Annotated in this window: 17 protein-coding genes and 1 tRNA gene; 10 read left to right on the top strand and 8 right to left on the bottom strand. The window is 59.9% G+C overall.

Annotated elements, in window-relative coordinates; all coding sequences use genetic code 11:
- Positions 1-129: 129 nt before the first annotated feature.
- The 5 genes from AB4M76_RS16340 to rpmH all read right to left on the bottom strand — a co-directional run bounded on the left by AB4M76_RS16340 (position 130) and on the right by rpmH (position 3,517).
- Positions 130-1,671 carry a putative bifunctional diguanylate cyclase/phosphodiesterase gene (locus tag AB4M76_RS16340; protein WP_368443040.1) on the bottom strand — a complete coding sequence of 514 codons (1,542 nt, stop codon included), beginning with the start codon at positions 1,669-1,671 and terminating at the stop codon, positions 130-132.
- Positions 1,672-1,779: 108 nt separating this feature from the next.
- Complete coding sequence (ttcA, locus tag AB4M76_RS16345; RefSeq protein ID WP_368443041.1) at positions 1,780-2,649, bottom strand: tRNA 2-thiocytidine(32) synthetase TtcA; 870 nt, start codon at positions 2,647-2,649, stop codon at positions 1,780-1,782.
- Between the two features lie 66 nt (positions 2,650-2,715).
- Positions 2,716-2,937, bottom strand: coding sequence for a membrane protein insertion efficiency factor YidD (yidD, locus tag AB4M76_RS16350; protein ID WP_368443042.1), 222 nt, complete (start codon positions 2,935-2,937; stop codon positions 2,716-2,718).
- Positions 2,934-3,356, bottom strand: coding sequence for a ribonuclease P protein component (rnpA, locus tag AB4M76_RS16355; RefSeq protein ID WP_368443043.1), 423 nt, complete (start codon positions 3,354-3,356; stop codon positions 2,934-2,936). The genes yidD and rnpA overlap by 4 nt, the downstream gene beginning before the upstream one ends.
- Before the next feature lie 26 nt (positions 3,357-3,382).
- A complete protein-coding gene (gene rpmH / locus AB4M76_RS16360) occupies positions 3,383-3,517 on the bottom strand; it encodes a 50S ribosomal protein L34 (protein ID WP_007118882.1) in 135 nt (44 codons plus the stop codon).
- 318 nt (positions 3,518-3,835) lie between these two features.
- On the opposite strand from rpmH, the gene AB4M76_RS16365 reads away from it, so the two are divergent.
- From AB4M76_RS16365 to AB4M76_RS16395, 7 genes are all read left to right on the top strand, one after another.
- A complete protein-coding gene (locus tag AB4M76_RS16365; RefSeq protein ID WP_368443044.1) occupies positions 3,836-4,561 on the top strand; it encodes a TVP38/TMEM64 family protein in 726 nt (241 codons plus the stop codon).
- A complete protein-coding gene (locus tag AB4M76_RS16370; protein ID WP_368443045.1) occupies positions 4,558-5,979 on the top strand; it encodes an NAD(P)/FAD-dependent oxidoreductase in 1,422 nt (473 codons plus the stop codon). Before AB4M76_RS16365 ends, AB4M76_RS16370 begins: the two co-directional genes overlap by 4 nt.
- 8 nt (positions 5,980-5,987) lie before the next feature.
- Entirely contained in the window at positions 5,988-7,373 is a 1,386-nt protein-coding gene (locus AB4M76_RS16375; protein ID WP_368443046.1) for a sensor histidine kinase, read from the top strand.
- A gap of 87 nt (positions 7,374-7,460) precedes the next feature.
- Positions 7,461-7,537, top strand: a tRNA-Arg gene (locus AB4M76_RS16380).
- Positions 7,538-7,929: 392 nt separating this feature from the next.
- A complete protein-coding gene (locus tag AB4M76_RS16385; protein WP_368443047.1) occupies positions 7,930-8,283 on the top strand; it encodes a hypothetical protein in 354 nt (117 codons plus the stop codon).
- A 253-nt stretch (positions 8,284-8,536) separates the two neighbouring features.
- Positions 8,537-8,725 carry a ribbon-helix-helix protein, CopG family gene (locus tag AB4M76_RS16390; RefSeq protein ID WP_082852030.1) on the top strand — a complete coding sequence of 63 codons (189 nt, stop codon included), beginning with the start codon at positions 8,537-8,539 and terminating at the stop codon, positions 8,723-8,725.
- Positions 8,722-11,253 (top strand): hypothetical protein, encoded by a 2,532-nt coding sequence (locus tag AB4M76_RS16395; protein WP_368443048.1) that lies wholly within the window; start codon positions 8,722-8,724, stop codon positions 11,251-11,253. The genes AB4M76_RS16390 and AB4M76_RS16395 overlap by 4 nt, the downstream gene beginning before the upstream one ends.
- An 85-nt stretch (positions 11,254-11,338) precedes the next feature.
- Here the strand turns inward: AB4M76_RS16395 and AB4M76_RS16400 are convergent, their stop codons facing one another.
- The 3 genes from AB4M76_RS16400 to AB4M76_RS16410 are packed head-to-tail and all read right to left on the bottom strand — an operon-like array spanning position 11,339 to position 12,738.
- Positions 11,339-12,055, bottom strand: coding sequence for a hypothetical protein (locus AB4M76_RS16400; protein WP_368443049.1), 717 nt, complete (start codon positions 12,053-12,055; stop codon positions 11,339-11,341).
- Positions 12,052-12,375: a helix-turn-helix transcriptional regulator gene (locus AB4M76_RS16405; protein WP_368443051.1), complete on the bottom strand. Its 324-nt coding sequence runs from the start codon at positions 12,373-12,375 to the stop codon at positions 12,052-12,054. The genes AB4M76_RS16400 and AB4M76_RS16405 overlap by 4 nt, the downstream gene beginning before the upstream one ends.
- The gene (locus AB4M76_RS16410) at positions 12,376-12,738 is read right to left on the bottom strand and encodes a hypothetical protein (RefSeq protein ID WP_368443052.1); all 363 of its coding nucleotides are present in this window, start codon (positions 12,736-12,738) and stop codon (positions 12,376-12,378) included.
- 230 nt (positions 12,739-12,968) lie between these two features.
- Between AB4M76_RS16410 and AB4M76_RS16415 the strand changes: the two genes are divergently transcribed.
- Genes AB4M76_RS16415 through AB4M76_RS16425 form a run of 3 tightly spaced genes read left to right on the top strand, consistent with a single transcriptional unit; the run spans position 12,969 to position 14,329 of the window.
- Complete coding sequence (locus AB4M76_RS16415; RefSeq protein WP_368443053.1) at positions 12,969-13,253, top strand: helix-turn-helix domain-containing protein; 285 nt, start codon at positions 12,969-12,971, stop codon at positions 13,251-13,253.
- Positions 13,254-13,302: 49 nt separating this feature from the next.
- Positions 13,303-13,809, top strand: a complete 507-nt coding sequence (locus AB4M76_RS16420; protein WP_368443054.1) for a helix-turn-helix domain-containing protein — start codon at positions 13,303-13,305, stop codon at positions 13,807-13,809.
- 55 nt (positions 13,810-13,864) lie between these two features.
- On the top strand, positions 13,865-14,329 hold the full coding sequence (locus AB4M76_RS16425; RefSeq protein ID WP_368443055.1) for a hypothetical protein: 465 nt from the start codon (positions 13,865-13,867) through the stop codon (positions 14,327-14,329).
- The last annotated feature ends 429 nt before the right edge of the window (positions 14,330-14,758 follow it).

Raw genomic sequence — 14,758 nt, forward strand, 5'->3', positions numbered from 1 at the left:
CTTGGCGCGGAGACATGGGCGTGGGCCTTATTGGCAGGGGCTGCGGCGTCTTTCAGCAAGCTCGGCGGCGGCTAAGCTGCGCTCCGTTTGGCGGGCAGGTAAGGGGGCCCGCCCTTTCGATGCAGAAGGTTACTTCGCGCGGCCATCCAGAATGCGGGGGACGCTTTGCAATTTGGCATTATGGCGCGAGATCCAGTCCAGGGTCTGTTCAAACGGCATGGGGCGGGCGATGCCAAACCCTTGGACGTGATCACAGCCGAGCTGCGCAAGCAGCACATGTTCGCCCACGGTCTCAACCCCTTCGGCCAGGGTTTCGACGCCGAGCCTTTCCGCCATGGTCAGGATCGCGCTGATCATGCGCTGCTGGTCGGGGTCACGGTCCGCCTTCATTACAAAGGACCGGTCAATCTTGATCCGGCTGACGGAAAAGCGGCGGATCGAGGCGATGGAGGCATGTCCGGTGCCGAAATCATCCAGATCAATGCGGCAGCCGAGTTTGCCCAAGGCGGTGATATTGCGGGTGATCACGTCATCCGGGGTCGAGGCGACGACGGTTTCCAATACTTCGACCGCCAAACGGTCGGGGGTAAGGTCAAAGCGGTCCAGCTCCCATGTGATTTTGTCGATCAGGCGCGGGTTGTTCAACTCGCAGCCCGCGAAATTCACCCCGATCTGCGGCACCTCGACGCCCGACCCGTCCCATGCCTTGAGGGCTGCGAAGGCGTGGTACATCATCACTTCGGCCAGCCGCTCCAGCAGGCCGATGTCTTCGATGATGGGCAAGAACTCCGCCGGGGAGATCATGCCGCGGACCGGATGGTTCCAGCGTGCCAAAGCCTCAAACCCGGTAATCTGCCCTGTGTCGGTGGAAATTTGCGGCTGAAACCACGGCTGAATCTGGCCGTTGTCGAGCGCCTGCACCACCTCTTCGCGCAGTTCGGCCCGGTTTTCGGTGTCGCGGCGCATTTGATCGGAGAAGGCACGGATCGAGGAGGGGCCGCGCCGCTGCGCGGCGCGCAGGGCGGTGGCGGCGGCGCGAAGCCAAGCGGCCCCATCGTCACCCGGGGCCCGGGTGTTGAGGCAAAACCCGACCGAGGCGGTCAGATAGATCGCGACACCGTCAATCGATACTGGCTCTTCCACCGCCGCCTGGAGGCGCCCGGCAAGCTGGATGCAAAGCTCAAGGTCCAGCTGGCGCACCGGATCCATGCATATGGCAAAACGCGCATCCCCCATCTGCCCCACATTGTCATCGCCGCGCAGCGCGGTCACGAGCCGTTCACCGGTGCGCTGCACGACAATATCAGCGGCGCTCTGACCATGGCGATCTGTCAGCTGGTCCAGGTCTTCGATCGCGATGAAAAAGGCTGCGGTGTGGCGCCCCTTTGCCTTGGCGCGCTGATAGACCTGTTCGGTCAGTTCCTCAAAGGCGCTGCGCTGAAACAACCCGCTGACCGCATCACGCGGCAGCATCAGCCCACCGCCAAGGCGATTGCCGACAAGATAAAGGATCGGAAGCAGAGCCGCGGCAAGAAACAAAGCAACTTCCCCGCCGAACCAGAAGGCGGCCAGGGTCAGCGCCGGAAGAAAGGCCAATGCGGGCGGGCCGGTCAGCGTGGCCGCCACAGAACGCCGCATCGATGTCAGCCCCGAGCGCTGTTGAAATGCCATGGCGATCTTCCCCTTGTCTGGGCGCAAATCTGCGCTGCCAGCTACAGGGGTATCGTGTCTGCGGTATGATGGGGGTTAACGGAACGGGGAATCCTGAGGGGATTTTACCTAAAATTGTTCCGTGTCTGTGCTCTCAACGTTCCGCATTAGTCCTTCAAAGTCGAAAAGCTTGGGATCCAGGAGATGAGAGGGCCGGGCATTCATCAAGGCGCGGAACATAACTTGGCGGCGGCCCGGGCTATTGGCCTCCCATCCATCAAGGATGGCCTTGACCTGCTGACGTTGCAACCCATCCTGCGACCCGCAGAGATCGCAGGGGATGATGGGGTAATTCATCGCCGTGGCAAAGCGTTCGCAATCGGCTTCGGCCACATGGGCAAGGGGGCGGTAGAGAAACAGGTCGCCTTCTTCGTTGACCAGTTTCGGGGGCATGGTCGCCAATCGCCCGCCGTGAAAGAGATTCATAAAGAAGGTTTCGAGGATGTCGTCCCGGTGGTGGCCCAGCACCACGGCAGAACAGCCTTCCTCGCGGGCGATCCGGTAGAGATTGCCGCGGCGCAGGCGACTGCACAGCGCGCAAAACGTGCGTCCGGCGGGGATTTTATCCATCACGATCGAATAGGTGTCTTGGTATTCGATGCGGTGTGGCACACCCATCTTCTCCAGAAACTCCGGCAGAACGGTCGCAGGAAAGCCCGGTTGCCCCTGATCGAGGTTGCAGGCCAGCAGATCGACGGGCAGCAGTCCGCGCCATTTCAGCTCATGCAACACCGCCAGCAGCGTATAGCTGTCCTTCCCGCCGGAGAGGCAGACCAGCCAGCGCGGTCTGGGGGCGCCTTCGGCGGTGGGCTCGACCATGCCGTATTGCTCGATCGCCTCACGGGTCATCCGGACGATGCGCTTGCGCAGCTTCTTGAATTCGGTGCTCGGCGGCGCGCCGGCAAAGAGTGGGTGGATCTCGTTGGGTTCGTCCAGCATCATCGGTCTTTCGTCATCAAGAATGGTGTCACCTAGAGCAATCCGCGCGATTCTCGCAAGATGCGCTCAGTCTGGCACGTTGTCGATGCCGCTGCGCCCCCAGGGGTGACAGCGCGCGATCCGCCGCGCGGCCAGCCAGCCCCCGCGCAGGCCGCCGTGCTTTTGCAGCGCTTCGAGCGCATAGGCGCTGCAGGTTGGCTGGTAGCGGCAGTTGTACCCAACCCAGGGGCTGAAGATCAGCCGATACCCTCGCACCGGCAGGGACAATAGGGTGGCGAGGGGGGTCATTTCTTGACCCCGTGCAGGGTGTCCAGCGCGCGTTCCAGATCCGCAAGGAGGTGCGCGAAGGGCAGGGTGGCGGTGGCCTCGCGGCGCCCGACAAAGACGTAATCCATCCCGGCGCGGCCCCGGTGGGGCAGGGTCAGCCGGGCGATTTCGCGCAGGCGGCGCTTGGCGCGGTTGCGGGCCACAGCGTTGCCGACCTTTTTGGAGCAGGTGAAGCCGACGCGAATGGGCGCGTCGCTGGGCTCGCCTGCGCGGCGCGGGCGCATTTGCAGGATGAAACCGGGGGTTGCCACACGTTTGGCGCGGCTGGCGCGTTGGAAATCGGCGCGTTTGGTTAGAACGGCCAGTCGCAATGAAACCGCCGGAGCAGTGTCCCCCGTCGTGGCGTTAGTGCCATCCTGGGGTGCCTCCGGCGGTGTCATATTCTGGTTCCGAAGATCGAAGGCGCTTACGCGCTCAGCGATTTCCGGCCCTGTGCGCGGCGCGCATTGATGATCTTGCGGCCGGCTTTGGTGGCCATACGCGCGCGGAAACCATGGCGCCGCTTGCGCACGAGGTTCGAGGGTTGAAAGGTGCGTTTCATCGCTCCGTCTCCATCTAAAGCTGGCTGGGCACGGAATCACTTGAAGGTTCCACCGCGGCCAGCGTCAATTCAAGCCCGTCCTCTAAAGCGATGAGGCGGCCAAGTCAAACCCTCTGACAGGGAAAAATGGCGCTTTGCAACAAAATGCCGAGGCGGAACCGGCTTGGATGTTTCAGTTTGCCGCCGAAGCCTGCAAAATCGGTCCTTTATCTACAAGTCCTATCAACCACGCGTGAGGTGGCTACCCGTCGCCCCACTTTCGCGCCATCCTAACAGGGATCCCGCCCCGGTCCATAGTGGCCCAATGGAAGTGACCCTATGCGCCACAATGCCCCCTCGTTAACACGCTACCTGCCCTTGGGGGTGATTTTGATCGTGGCGGCCATCGGGGCTTTCACCCTTCGGGATTACCTGAGCTTTGATGCGTTGCGCGAGAATCGCGCGGCGCTGATCGCTTTTCGGGATGAGAATTATCTGCTGACCGTTGGGGGTTTCATCGCCGCCTATGTGGTGATCGTCGCCTTCTCGCTGCCCGGCGCCACCGTCGCCACGCTCACGGGGGGCTTTCTGTTTGGCGTCTTCCCCGGCGCGCTCTTTAACGTCACCGCAGCGACCTTGGGGGCGGTGGTGATCTTCCTCGCCGCGCAATGGGGCCTGGGTGAGCGGCTGAAACAGCGGCTGGACGCCTCTGACGGAATGCTGCGTAAGATCAAGGCGGGCATTGATGACAATCAGTGGTCGATGCTCTTCTTGATCCGGCTGGTGCCGGTGGTGCCGTTTTTTGTCGCGAATCTCCTGCCTGCCTTTCTCGGCGTGCCGCTCCTGCGCTTTGTGATCTCGACCTTTTTGGGCATCATGCCCGGGGCGCTGGTCTTTACCTCGGTAGGGGCAGGGCTAGGTAGCGTATTCGCCCGGGGTGAGTCTCCGAACCTCGGGATCATATTCGAGCCGCATATTCTGCTGCCCATTCTGGGGCTTTGCGTGCTGTCGCTGTTGCCCGTGGCGATCAAGACATTCTCGGGCAAGAAGGATTTGCTGAAATGACCACCCGTATCAAGACCGACGTTCTTATTATCGGCGCGGGCTCTGGCGGGCTGTCGGTGGCGGCGGGGGCCGTGCAGATGGGCGCGGATGTGACGCTGCTTGAGGGCCATAAGATGGGCGGTGATTGCCTGAATTATGGCTGTGTGCCGTCAAAGGCGCTGATCAAGTCCGGCAAGACCGCCTATGCCCAGCAGCATAGCGCGCAATATGGGGTCGAGGATGCCGCCGGTGCCGTCGATTACGCCGCGGCCAAGGATCACGTGGCCGAGGTTATTGCCCAGATCGCCCCAGTCGATTCCGTTGAGCGTTTCGAAGGGCTGGGCGTGCGTGTGATCCAAGAATACGGGCGCTTTATCTCGGATCACGAGGTGCAGGCGGGCGATACCATCATCAGCGCCCGGCGCATCGTGCTGGCCACCGGCTCTTCACCGCTGGTGCCCCCGATTCCGGGGCTTGAGGATGTGCCCTATGAGACCAATGAGACCCTTTTTGACCTGCGCGAAAAGCCCGCGCATCTGATCATCATCGGCGGTGGCCCGATCGGGATCGAAATGGCGCAGGCGCATGTGCGTTTGGGCAGCAAGGTGACCGTGATCGAAGGCAGCCGCGCTCTGAGCAAGGATGACCCGGAGCTGGCCGAGGTCGTCTTGCAGAGCCTGCGCGATGAGGGCGTGCATTTTGAAGAAGGCAGTGATGCGGCGCGGATCAGCGGGCAGCGGGGGGCGATCGAGGTCGAGACCGAGGATGGCCGCGTGATCAAAGGTTCGCATCTGCTGATGGCCGTGGGGCGCAAAAGCAATACCGAGCGGCTCGACCTCGACAAAGCCGGGATCGAGACCACCAAGGCGGGCATCAAGGTCGATGACAGCCTGCGCAGCAGCAACCGCCGCGTCTATGCGATCGGCGATGTGGCGGGCGGGCTGCAATTCACCCATCTGGCCAATTATCATGCGGGGGTCGTAATTCGCTCGATCCTCTTTGGCCTGCCCAGCAAGACCAAACTGGCGCATATTCCTTGGGTCACCTATACCGCGCCGGAACTGGCGCAGGTCGGCATGACCGAGGCGCAGGCGCGTGAGGCGCACGGGGATAGGCTGGAGGTCGTGCGCTTTCACTACAATCACAACGACCGCGCCATTGCCGAACGCCAGACAAAAGGGTTTATCAAGGTGATGGTGGTCAAGGGCCGTCCGGTCGGGGCCAGCATTGTCGGGCATCAGGCGGGCGAGTTGATCTCGCTGTGGTCGCTGGCGCTGGTCAATAAGATGAAGATGAGCCAGATTGCAGCAATGGTTGCCCCATACCCAACGATTTCCGAGATCAACAAACGCGCGGCCGGCGCCTATTTCAGCCCGCGCCTGTTTGAGAGCGATTTGGTAAAATGGGTGGTGCGCGCCCTGCAGCGCCTGTTGCCCTGAGGATGTCCATGATCCACTCGCTTTCCGGCCGATTGCTGATCCTGACCACCATCTTCGTGATGCTGGCCGAGGTGTTGATCTTTGTCCCCTCCATCGCCCGGTTCCGCGAAGAATATATGCTGACCCGGCTGGAGCGGGCGCAGATTGCCTCTCTCGCCTTGCTGGCCGATGATATGCTCGACCCGGCGTTGGAAGAGGAGCTGCTGCGCAACGCCGAGGTCTTCAACGTCGTGCTGCGCCGCGACGAGGCGCGGCAATTGGTGCTGGCCTCGCCGATGCCACGCACCGTGTCGCAGACCTATGACCTGCGTGACGCCACAGCCGTGGTGCTGATCCGCGATGCGATGCTGCGCCTGTTCCGCCCCGGCAATGAAGTCGTGCGGGTCATCGGCGCCCCGGTGCGCGAGGCCGGGCTGCTGATCGAAGTCACCATGGAGACCGCGCCCATGCGGGCAGCGATGCTCGATTACGGGATGCGCATCCTGATGCTCTCGGCGGTGATTTCGGTGATCACGGCGGTGCTGCTGTTCTTTGCCATGCGCGCGCTGCTGCTCAAGCCGATCAAACGGGTCGCGGGCCATATGCAACGCTATGCCGCCGCCCCCGAGGACGCCCGGCGCATCATCGAGCCTTCGGCGGGCGTGACCGAGCTGCGCGAAGCGGAAGAGGCGCTGAAGACCTTGCAGACAGACCTGACGCAGGCGCTCAAGCAAAAGGAGCGTCTGGCGCAATTGGGCGGGGCGGTCAGTAAAATCAGCCATGACCTGCGCAATATCCTAAGCTCTGCGCAGCTGTTCACCGACCGGATTGAGATGTCCGACGACCCCACCGTCAAGCGGATGGCCCCGAAACTTGTGGGCTCGATCACCCGCGCGGTGCATCTGTGCGAATCGACCTTGGCCTTTGGCAAGGCCGAGGAACCGGGCCCGACCCTGACCCGCGTGCGGCTGGCGGAACTGGTGGAAGAGGTGATCGACGCGGAGCGCTTTGCCGATCCCGAGACCGACATCAGTTTCGCCGCCGACATTCCGATGGGGCTGACCGTGCGGGCGGACCCGGAGCAGCTTTACCGCGTGTTGACCAACCTGATCCGCAACGCGCGGCAGGCCATCGCCGCCACCGGGGCGCCGGGGGAGGTTCATCTGCATGCGAGCGAGGAGGCGGAGGCCTGGCGGATCGTGGTCTCCGACACCGGCCCCGGGTTGCCGCCCAAAGCCCGCGAGCATCTCTTCACCGCTTTCCAGGGCGGCGCGCGCAAAGGCGGGTCGGGGCTTGGGCTGGTGATCGCGTCAGAATTGGTGCGGGGCCATGGCGGGACGCTGAGCCTGCGCAGCAGCGGCCCGGAGGGCACGGTTTTCGAGATCAATCTGCCCAAAAGCGACGGGACCGTCTGACCCTTTGCAGAAAATCCGAAGTTTTTTCCTTTTCAGCAAATTCAGGGCTTGCAACCCCCGCGCTGCAAGACTAAACCCCGCCCCAGTGGACCGATAGCTCAGCTGGATAGAGTACCTGACTACGAATCAGGGGGTCGGGGGTTCGAATCCTCCTCGGTCCGCCACTACCCCCTTTGAAGGTGATTTGATTTCAGTGAGTTACCTTGGTTTCTCATTCTCAACCCACCACTTTTCCCTCCACTTGTCGGAGCTTTGGCGCCCAAGGCGATAGATGCTGAAGTGGTGTTGAGAGCCAATGCGCAGCGCGATAACCGTTCGGCCCGCGGCGGCCGGTAGCCTATGCAGGCTGCAAGTTCTCCTATGAAACTGCCCGTTTGCTCTGCGCTGCATCCAAGGAACTGACTGATGACCTCGCGCTGATGGGCTTGATGGCTATTTCTGTCTAAGTGGTTAATGCTGACATGGCCGCCTTCGAGCTAGGTGCTACTGTTCCAGGCACCTGCAAGGCTGCGCAGGAAATGGCCGCGGCACAGGGCTACAGAGAAGGGTCTCTAGAATGAGCAAGAGCATGGAACTCGACGGTACGACTGGCGCCTTAAGCGTCTCCATGGATACCGGCACCCCTAAACCCGTGACCAAACCAAAGACCGATCGAACGTTCGACCCTCTGTCAGAATACGGCAGCCATGCTTGGTGCGCTGCGGTGCTCGGTAAAAGCACTGACTGGTTTCGAAAGAACCGGGAGACGTTGGAGGCCGAAGGGTTCCCGAGGGTGTGCAGGATCGTTGGTCACACCATAAAGGCTGATGTTCGAGCATGGATCACCAAGCGGCGGCAATACTCCGATGTGGCTGCGAAAGATCGGCGCCCGCCGTCCCAAGGGAATAAGGAGCGCCCTGAATTCTTCTGATAGCTGGGTGAAAGCATGAAGGCATGCATGCATCCATTCAAGTATCGAGGCTGGCTGACCCCCAGCGGATTGCCTGACCTCGAAGGGGGTAGGGGGGTCTCGATCGGAGGGGGGTGGGGGGAAAATTCGCGCGCGCAGAGCTGGTAGTCGTCTCCCTCTCTCGCGGCTTACACAATTTCGCCGCCGTAATACGCTGGTGCATCTGGAATGCGGGTTTTGGCCTGTAACCCTGTCTCCGTAATCACATGGAGATATGCTTGTGCCCCGTAAAATTTTTTCATTTCGTTTGGATCATGACCTTGTCGCTGGTCTGGATCGATACTGTGCTGCTCGTGACCTGACGCGCGCTGAGGTAGTGCGCTCGGCCATTGAAGCGCTGATAGGCCATGGCAAGCCTGATGGGGCCCAGCCTGTTACTTCTGGCGGGGGGACACGGGTATGAGTTTCTACGATTGTTTGACGGACGCTATGGCCGAGGGCAGCGTCGACCGAGTGCGTGGTGAGCGCGCGCAGCGAATGTGGCGCGAGGCGGCTGATATCTACGAGCGTCAAGGCTGGACCCGCCACAATGCCGAAGCCATGGCCGGGGAGGACGTGAAAGCAGCGTTCAAGAAAGAGGCGGGGGAAATTCGGCACGTCTATCAGGCCCAATTGGCAAACGCGCGCAAACAGCAGTTACTTGTGAACTCGACCCCTGATCAGGACTTGAAGCACTTACAGACGTTCAGCGTTGAGAAGCTGGACTATGAGGCGCGCGCGTTGACCAGATGGTTCAATTTGCGTGTGGCCGATCTATTGAAGAACGTTCACCGCAAGACGACTGGCAGCCTCTCTGACCCGGCAATGATGCTGGACCTGACGAAAGAAATGCTTGGAGAAGCGACAGGTAGCGCCCCGGCAAAGGCGTTGGCGCGATCCATACATACTGCCCTCAATGACATGCGCCTGATGGCAAACGAGGCGGGAGCGATAATTGGGAAAATCGACAATTGGCTTCCCCAGAGCCATGACCGCTACCTGATCGTAAGGGCCGGAAAGTCTAAGTGGGTCAATAGCTTGATCGACAGTGGAGAACTGGACTGGTCGAAGATCAGGAACCATTCCACCGGGCGACCGTTTCAGGCCAACCCAGACGATCCGGTTCCCATGCGTGAGACACAGGAAAGGCTTCTGGGCGACATCTACGACAACATTGCCTACGGGAAGGGTTCACGCGATGCGGTTTATGGAAAGGCCCAAGGCGTCCCAACTTACAGGCAGCACGCACAAGAGCGCATCCTGCACTTCAAAACGGCTGATGGTTGGATCAAATACAACAGCCAGTACGGGCTGAGTGACCCTTTCACCGCGATCATGAGCCATGTGAATTCGATGGCAAACGATATCGCGGCCATGCGAAATTTCAGCCCAAACACAGGCCTCGGCCTCGACTATCAGCGCCAGCTTATCGTTAAGCGGGCAAGGGAGCGTGGGCTCGATCCGGATGCGGTCACAGGGGGCAGCGCCCATGCGGAACGTATGCTGCGGTTGTTCAATGGTCCCAGAGCGCCAGAGGGGAAATGGGGTGTGATCTCCGCCCGTTTCTTTTCGAACACGCGCCACCTGATGACCTCCGCCTTTTTGGACAAGGCTGTGGTTGCCAGCATCTCGGACTTTAACTCGATGCAGCTGGCGGCCAAGGCCATCGGAGCGAACCGCGGCAACATGTTCGCCCGCTATGGTGAGACGCTCTCAAACATGATCAGCGAGGGCACCATGTCCACCGCGCAGCTCAAGCGGGACAAGTGGGTTCTCGACACGCTGGCGGATCCCGGTGTTGCTATGGGGCGCTTCCAAATGGAGGTTCCTGCCGGGGAGATATTTGAGCGTCTCTCGGCAGCATCCATGCGGGTGCAGGGGTTAACCCACCATACCGACAGCGCGCGCTACGCCTTTCAATCGGGCTTCTGGGGGATGTTTGCTGAGAACGCCGACAAGCCATTCTCTGCCCTTGAACCAAACCTGCGCCAGATGATGAGCGAACATGGCGTACAGGCCCGCGATTGGAAGGACTTCCGCGCCGAAAGGCTGACCTATGAGCCCGATGAAGGCGCCACGTTCCTCAACCCCCTTTACTGGCGTGAAAGCACGTCCCTGCCTACTGCGCGCGCTGATGAGGTCTATCTTGCAATGCAGGGCATGGTTGAACGGTGGACCGAGGTTGCTGTGCCGACCAACAGCCTGAAGGCAAAGGCTTGGTTCGATCCCGTGGCATATGGGCACGCGCCGGGAACGCCGATGTATGAAATGTTAAAATCAGGCGGCATGTTCAAGAGCTTTGTCGCAGCCTTCACGATCAACCAATACCGGATGATTGTGCGGCAACCAACTGCGGCTGCACGCGCGCTCTACGTCACACAGATGGCCGCCGGCGCTACCGTGCTTGGCGCACTGTCTTTGCAGATCGGGGAAATCCTCAAGGGCAATGACCCGATGAGCATGTCCTTTATGGAGAACCCACAATTCTGGGGGCTTGCCGCGCTCAAGGGGGGCGGCTTCGGGATCATCGGTGACATTGTTTCTACCGGGCAGGCCTCATGGGGCGGGGGGCTGGGCTCATACGCCTCCGGCCCGATGATCCAGGGTGTTCAGGACGTATGGGGATTGACGGTCAGTAATGCCATCGACGCGGCGGGCGATCTTGCAAGCGGCCGTGATATCGAAACCGGGTTCGTAAAAGAGGCGGTACGGCTCGGAAAGAGATATACCCCAATGGGGCAGACCCCTGCTGTCGGACCGGCTGTTGATCGCCTGTTCTGGGATCAGTTGCACTCTGTTCTCGATCCCGAAGCGGAGGCTGACTTCCTTAAGAAGGCGAAAGTCCAGAAGAACTACACGCGCTCGGGGTCTTGGTGGATGCCAGGCAGCCCTGCTCCCGACCGTGCCCCTGATCTCAGTTCTTTACTCGGCACTCGGGGAACCTCCGGCTGATCGACGTTTGACCCTCAACAAAAAGCCCCGCGGGCCAATTAAGGACCGCGGGGCAATAGCTCCTATGCGCTTGGTTCGCGCAGGACTATGACCGGTTAAACATTCCCTGCACTTGCTTTTGTGAGAACACTTTGCCCCGCTCCAGGACGTGGTACTCATAGTCCCGCGCTAGGGGCCATACAGTGCGGCTTTCAGCCTCCATGCTCGGCAACATGCTTTGGGTAATCCTGAAAGTCCTGAGCGAGACTGGGACGTCATAGCTCCCATGATCATGAAACCCTCTTGCATGGCCTTCTGGTCTATTAAGCGGAGGACTTCCTTCTGGAAGGTCAGAGTTCACACGATCCACCATGGCGTTAGCTTTCATGATTTCTTCGATCAGGGTGACGAGTTCGGAGGACAGCGCCGGATATCGATCGGCAATCATTGCGGAAACTTTATCCCTTTGCTCCTGGGCTGCCTGATAGCGGCGGGCGGCCTTTGCAGCGCTTTCAGAATTCAGCAGTTCCTCGGCGCGGCTCTGCAAAAGCTCAATGGCAGCTTTAAGACGCTGGCTATCAACGGACGCCGCCTCTGCATTCCGTTTGGCCTCTTCGATCTGAGCGCGAGGCAAAAGGGGGTCGAGCATCTGGTCGCGCGATGCTTCTGCATGCTCGTCAATCTTCTTCACCATCTTCATGGCCTCTTCACGCAAGCGGGCGGTTGCAGAAGATGTGGCAGCGGCATTGTTGAGGCTTTTGCCAATACGAGAAAGAAGGTTGTCCAGAGATTTCGAAGGGTTATCGAGTGTCGAGGTCGTCATGAGTTTTCCTTTACAGATAGTTTTGGGGATGAGTTTTGCTCTGACTTTGAAGCCAGCCATGCCTCTATGTCGGACAGCCTCCAAGCAACGGCGCGCGCGCCAATACGGATCGGTTTTGGGAACTGTTCCGCAGCAATGAAGGCATAGATCGAGGATTTAGAGAGTCCGACGCGCTCCCTAACCTCCGGGAGCCGAAGGACTGAAGAAGGTGGTGCGGGAATGTTCATTGGGGTCTCCTGTTTTCCAACAGGGGTCAGCATGGTCCACCAGAGTCCAAATCCGAATGCACGGGCAGGGCGGGCCCTTTCGCATTCGCTCATTCAACCATTTGGCGGAAGGCCATTCTCCCCGCTGGCCGCGCGCCAGATCGCGAGAATAAGCTGGCAGCTCAAGGTCTCGGCCTGCTTCTGGTATTCTTCGCTTCCCGGCGCCCCGGTAGGACCTTCCATCTCCCAAAGGGCACTGGCCAGAACGGCGACACCCGCCAGAGAGGTCGGCGGGGTTTTGATCATCGCGTCAAAGGCTGCGGTTTCTTCGGCCTCTGCCGCTTTGCTTTCGGGCGCATCGAAATCTTCATTGCCGGGGGCGGCGGCAAGGCGTTCCCATGTTGCCCGAGCATCATTCCATTGATGATACAGCGTTACGACCGGATCGCCGGCCTCTGACGCTTTCTGATTGGACATGTTCAAAAGTCTATGGGGGGCGGTGCTTGATTTTGTCATCGTGTCTAACCTCTCAGTGGTGATGGTCTGAATAGCCTGCATTCGATGAGATCTGGGCGCGCAGGGCTTCGACGCCCTGACTACATTGGCGCTACCTTTCTTGACAAAATTGTGCTATTGGTACAAATATAGACGCAAGGCACACTATTATCAACCTATATTTGTGCCAATGACACATATTGAGAGATCCAATGGAAAACATGCAAACCGCAGACATCAGTCCTCTGCAAATTCGCCTGGCAAAAGCGGCCCTGAATTTATCGAACCCCGCACTCTCTGCGGCTACCGGGTTGCACAAGAACACGATCAACGCGGCAGAAAAGGAGGGGGGGAGCCCCAGCAAGTCCACCTTGCGATCCTTGCGCATGTTCTTTGAAGCAAGAGGGGTGATATTTGTCCCTGCCAATGGTGGGCCGGAGGGCGTCAGGTTTGCAGACCCCCTCAAAGATAATGCCCCGGACATCGAGGGCGATTGAGAGCCTGAAAAGTTACACGCTGAAAATGCTGGCGGAATAAGGAGTTACGATGGACACCAAGTTTGTCAAAGACGTGCAGGCGGCGGGCTGGTCAATTCAAGCCGTGTCGGATGATGCAGTGATCGGTAAGTGCCCAAGCGCGGGCTGCGATCTGCACGCTCAGTTGAAACTAGGCGCAGCTATTCCGGCAGTTGATCCGGGCTGCCGGCGTGACCCGATCAACGTCAAAATTGAAACATACGACGACATCAGAAGGTCGTTCCGCAAGCGCCGGGAGAACTTGCTGCTGACGATCAGGGAATTGGAAGAAGTCGCGGGCCTTGAGCCCGATCTGCTGGCCAAGGTCGAGCGAGATGGGACAAAGAAGATCCCCAACGTGCAAACCCTGTTGGATTGGGCTGGGGCTCTGGGGTTTGAGATCGCCTTGCGCCCGGTGCCTATGACCCCTCTGGCTGTTCGCACAATCGTCGAGACGCGCGACAAGTCGGCGGCCAGGACCAAGCGCATGACGCTGGAAAACAGGCGCCGCGGCAAAAGGGCAGATACAAAACGATAACTGGCGTCATATAACGTGCATCTAATCTGCAGAGTTTGCATGGCAAAATGGTCGCATGACAAACCTCACAGCAATCCCGACCCGCCCCCTCCGTATGCGTGCTGCGCTGCGCCGTGCGATTGATCTCCGCGTAAAGAAGGGGATGACCATCGGTGCGGCCTGCGAAGAGGCTGGAATGAGCCCCCAAGGCTATCACAAAGCCATGAAGCGCCCGGCTGTGCGCGATTATCTCCAGACGGTGCAGCTCGAATTCGTTGCCAGCGTCGAGAGCGACAAGGCAATGCACAAGGCCCGCGCAATGGAGGTCGGGATGGATCTGATGCTGAACTCAAAAAGCGAAGCGGTCCGGGCGCGAATGGTCGAGTTCTTTGCCAGCGATGGGAAGGTTTCGCCCGTATCGGTTCACATCGATGCGCGGCAGAACAACGGATACGAATACGTTCGCCCAGGACAGAAAGTGGTCGAGGTTGTGGATATGGAGGATGGCCCCAACGACAAGGCGGGATCATCGGGGGTGTAGGCTCTCTTCCGGTGCGGCACCGATTGCCAACTGCTGCGCTTTCCGCTTGTCGAGAAGGTGCTGCGCGCCCCGCAATGCCAGCTGCGCCGTCTCCCGCCGCGCCGTGCTCAGGTTGGGATCAACCAGCGCTACTTCCAACTTCCTCACCAGCCCCTCCGCGCGTCTAATCCGAACATTCAGTGTGCTGGTGCGCATGCCCTTACCATTCTCGTGATCACATGCCCTCCCTGCTAACCGAAATCGACAAACAAAAATAGAGAACATCAGCTTGGGGTTTCGAAAGGGGCAGCGCGCCCCTACGCCGGAGAGCCGTAACGGCCGGTTACGGCTAGTAGGTTCCCACCTGCGCACGATCTTCCGAGCTTTTCGTCGACTGCCGTTCATCATTTGGTAAATGGGTTTTCACCATCCTCGCGTATGCGGCGCGAC

Origin of the sequence: Sulfitobacter sp. PS-8MA (assembly GCF_040933935.1) — a bacterium.
Taxonomy (GTDB): Bacteria; Pseudomonadota; Alphaproteobacteria; order Rhodobacterales; family Rhodobacteraceae; genus Sulfitobacter.

What these genes read in the sequence shown, in the direction of transcription:
- AB4M76_RS16415 (WP_368443053.1), top strand. Translation starts at nt 12,969, where the DNA reads ATGGAAAACATGCAAACCGCAGACATCAGTCCTCTGCAAATTCGCCTG.
- AB4M76_RS16390 (WP_082852030.1), top strand. Translation starts at nt 8,537, where the DNA reads ATGCTTGTGCCCCGTAAAATTTTTTCATTTCGTTTGGATCATGACCTT.
- AB4M76_RS16365 (WP_368443044.1), top strand. Translation starts at nt 3,836, where the DNA reads ATGCGCCACAATGCCCCCTCGTTAACACGCTACCTGCCCTTGGGGGTG.
- AB4M76_RS16375 (WP_368443046.1), top strand. Translation starts at nt 5,988, where the DNA reads ATGATCCACTCGCTTTCCGGCCGATTGCTGATCCTGACCACCATCTTC.
- rpmH (WP_007118882.1), bottom strand. Translation starts at nt 3,517, where the DNA reads ATGAAACGCACCTTTCAACCCTCGAACCTCGTGCGCAAGCGGCGCCAT.
- AB4M76_RS16425 (WP_368443055.1), top strand. Translation starts at nt 13,865, where the DNA reads ATGACAAACCTCACAGCAATCCCGACCCGCCCCCTCCGTATGCGTGCT.
- AB4M76_RS16405 (WP_368443051.1), bottom strand. Translation starts at nt 12,375, where the DNA reads ATGAGCGAATGCGAAAGGGCCCGCCCTGCCCGTGCATTCGGATTTGGA.
- AB4M76_RS16385 (WP_368443047.1), top strand. Translation starts at nt 7,930, where the DNA reads ATGAGCAAGAGCATGGAACTCGACGGTACGACTGGCGCCTTAAGCGTC.
- AB4M76_RS16410 (WP_368443052.1), bottom strand. Translation starts at nt 12,738, where the DNA reads ATGTCCAATCAGAAAGCGTCAGAGGCCGGCGATCCGGTCGTAACGCTG.
- AB4M76_RS16395 (WP_368443048.1), top strand. Translation starts at nt 8,722, where the DNA reads ATGAGTTTCTACGATTGTTTGACGGACGCTATGGCCGAGGGCAGCGTC.
- AB4M76_RS16400 (WP_368443049.1), bottom strand. Translation starts at nt 12,055, where the DNA reads ATGACGACCTCGACACTCGATAACCCTTCGAAATCTCTGGACAACCTT.
- AB4M76_RS16340 (WP_368443040.1), bottom strand. Translation starts at nt 1,671, where the DNA reads ATGGCATTTCAACAGCGCTCGGGGCTGACATCGATGCGGCGTTCTGTG.
- yidD (WP_368443042.1), bottom strand. Translation starts at nt 2,937, where the DNA reads ATGACCCCCCTCGCCACCCTATTGTCCCTGCCGGTGCGAGGGTATCGG.
- AB4M76_RS16370 (WP_368443045.1), top strand. Translation starts at nt 4,558, where the DNA reads ATGACCACCCGTATCAAGACCGACGTTCTTATTATCGGCGCGGGCTCT.
- ttcA (WP_368443041.1), bottom strand. Translation starts at nt 2,649, where the DNA reads ATGCTGGACGAACCCAACGAGATCCACCCACTCTTTGCCGGCGCGCCG.
- AB4M76_RS16420 (WP_368443054.1), top strand. Translation starts at nt 13,303, where the DNA reads ATGGACACCAAGTTTGTCAAAGACGTGCAGGCGGCGGGCTGGTCAATT.
- rnpA (WP_368443043.1), bottom strand. Translation starts at nt 3,356, where the DNA reads ATGACACCGCCGGAGGCACCCCAGGATGGCACTAACGCCACGACGGGG.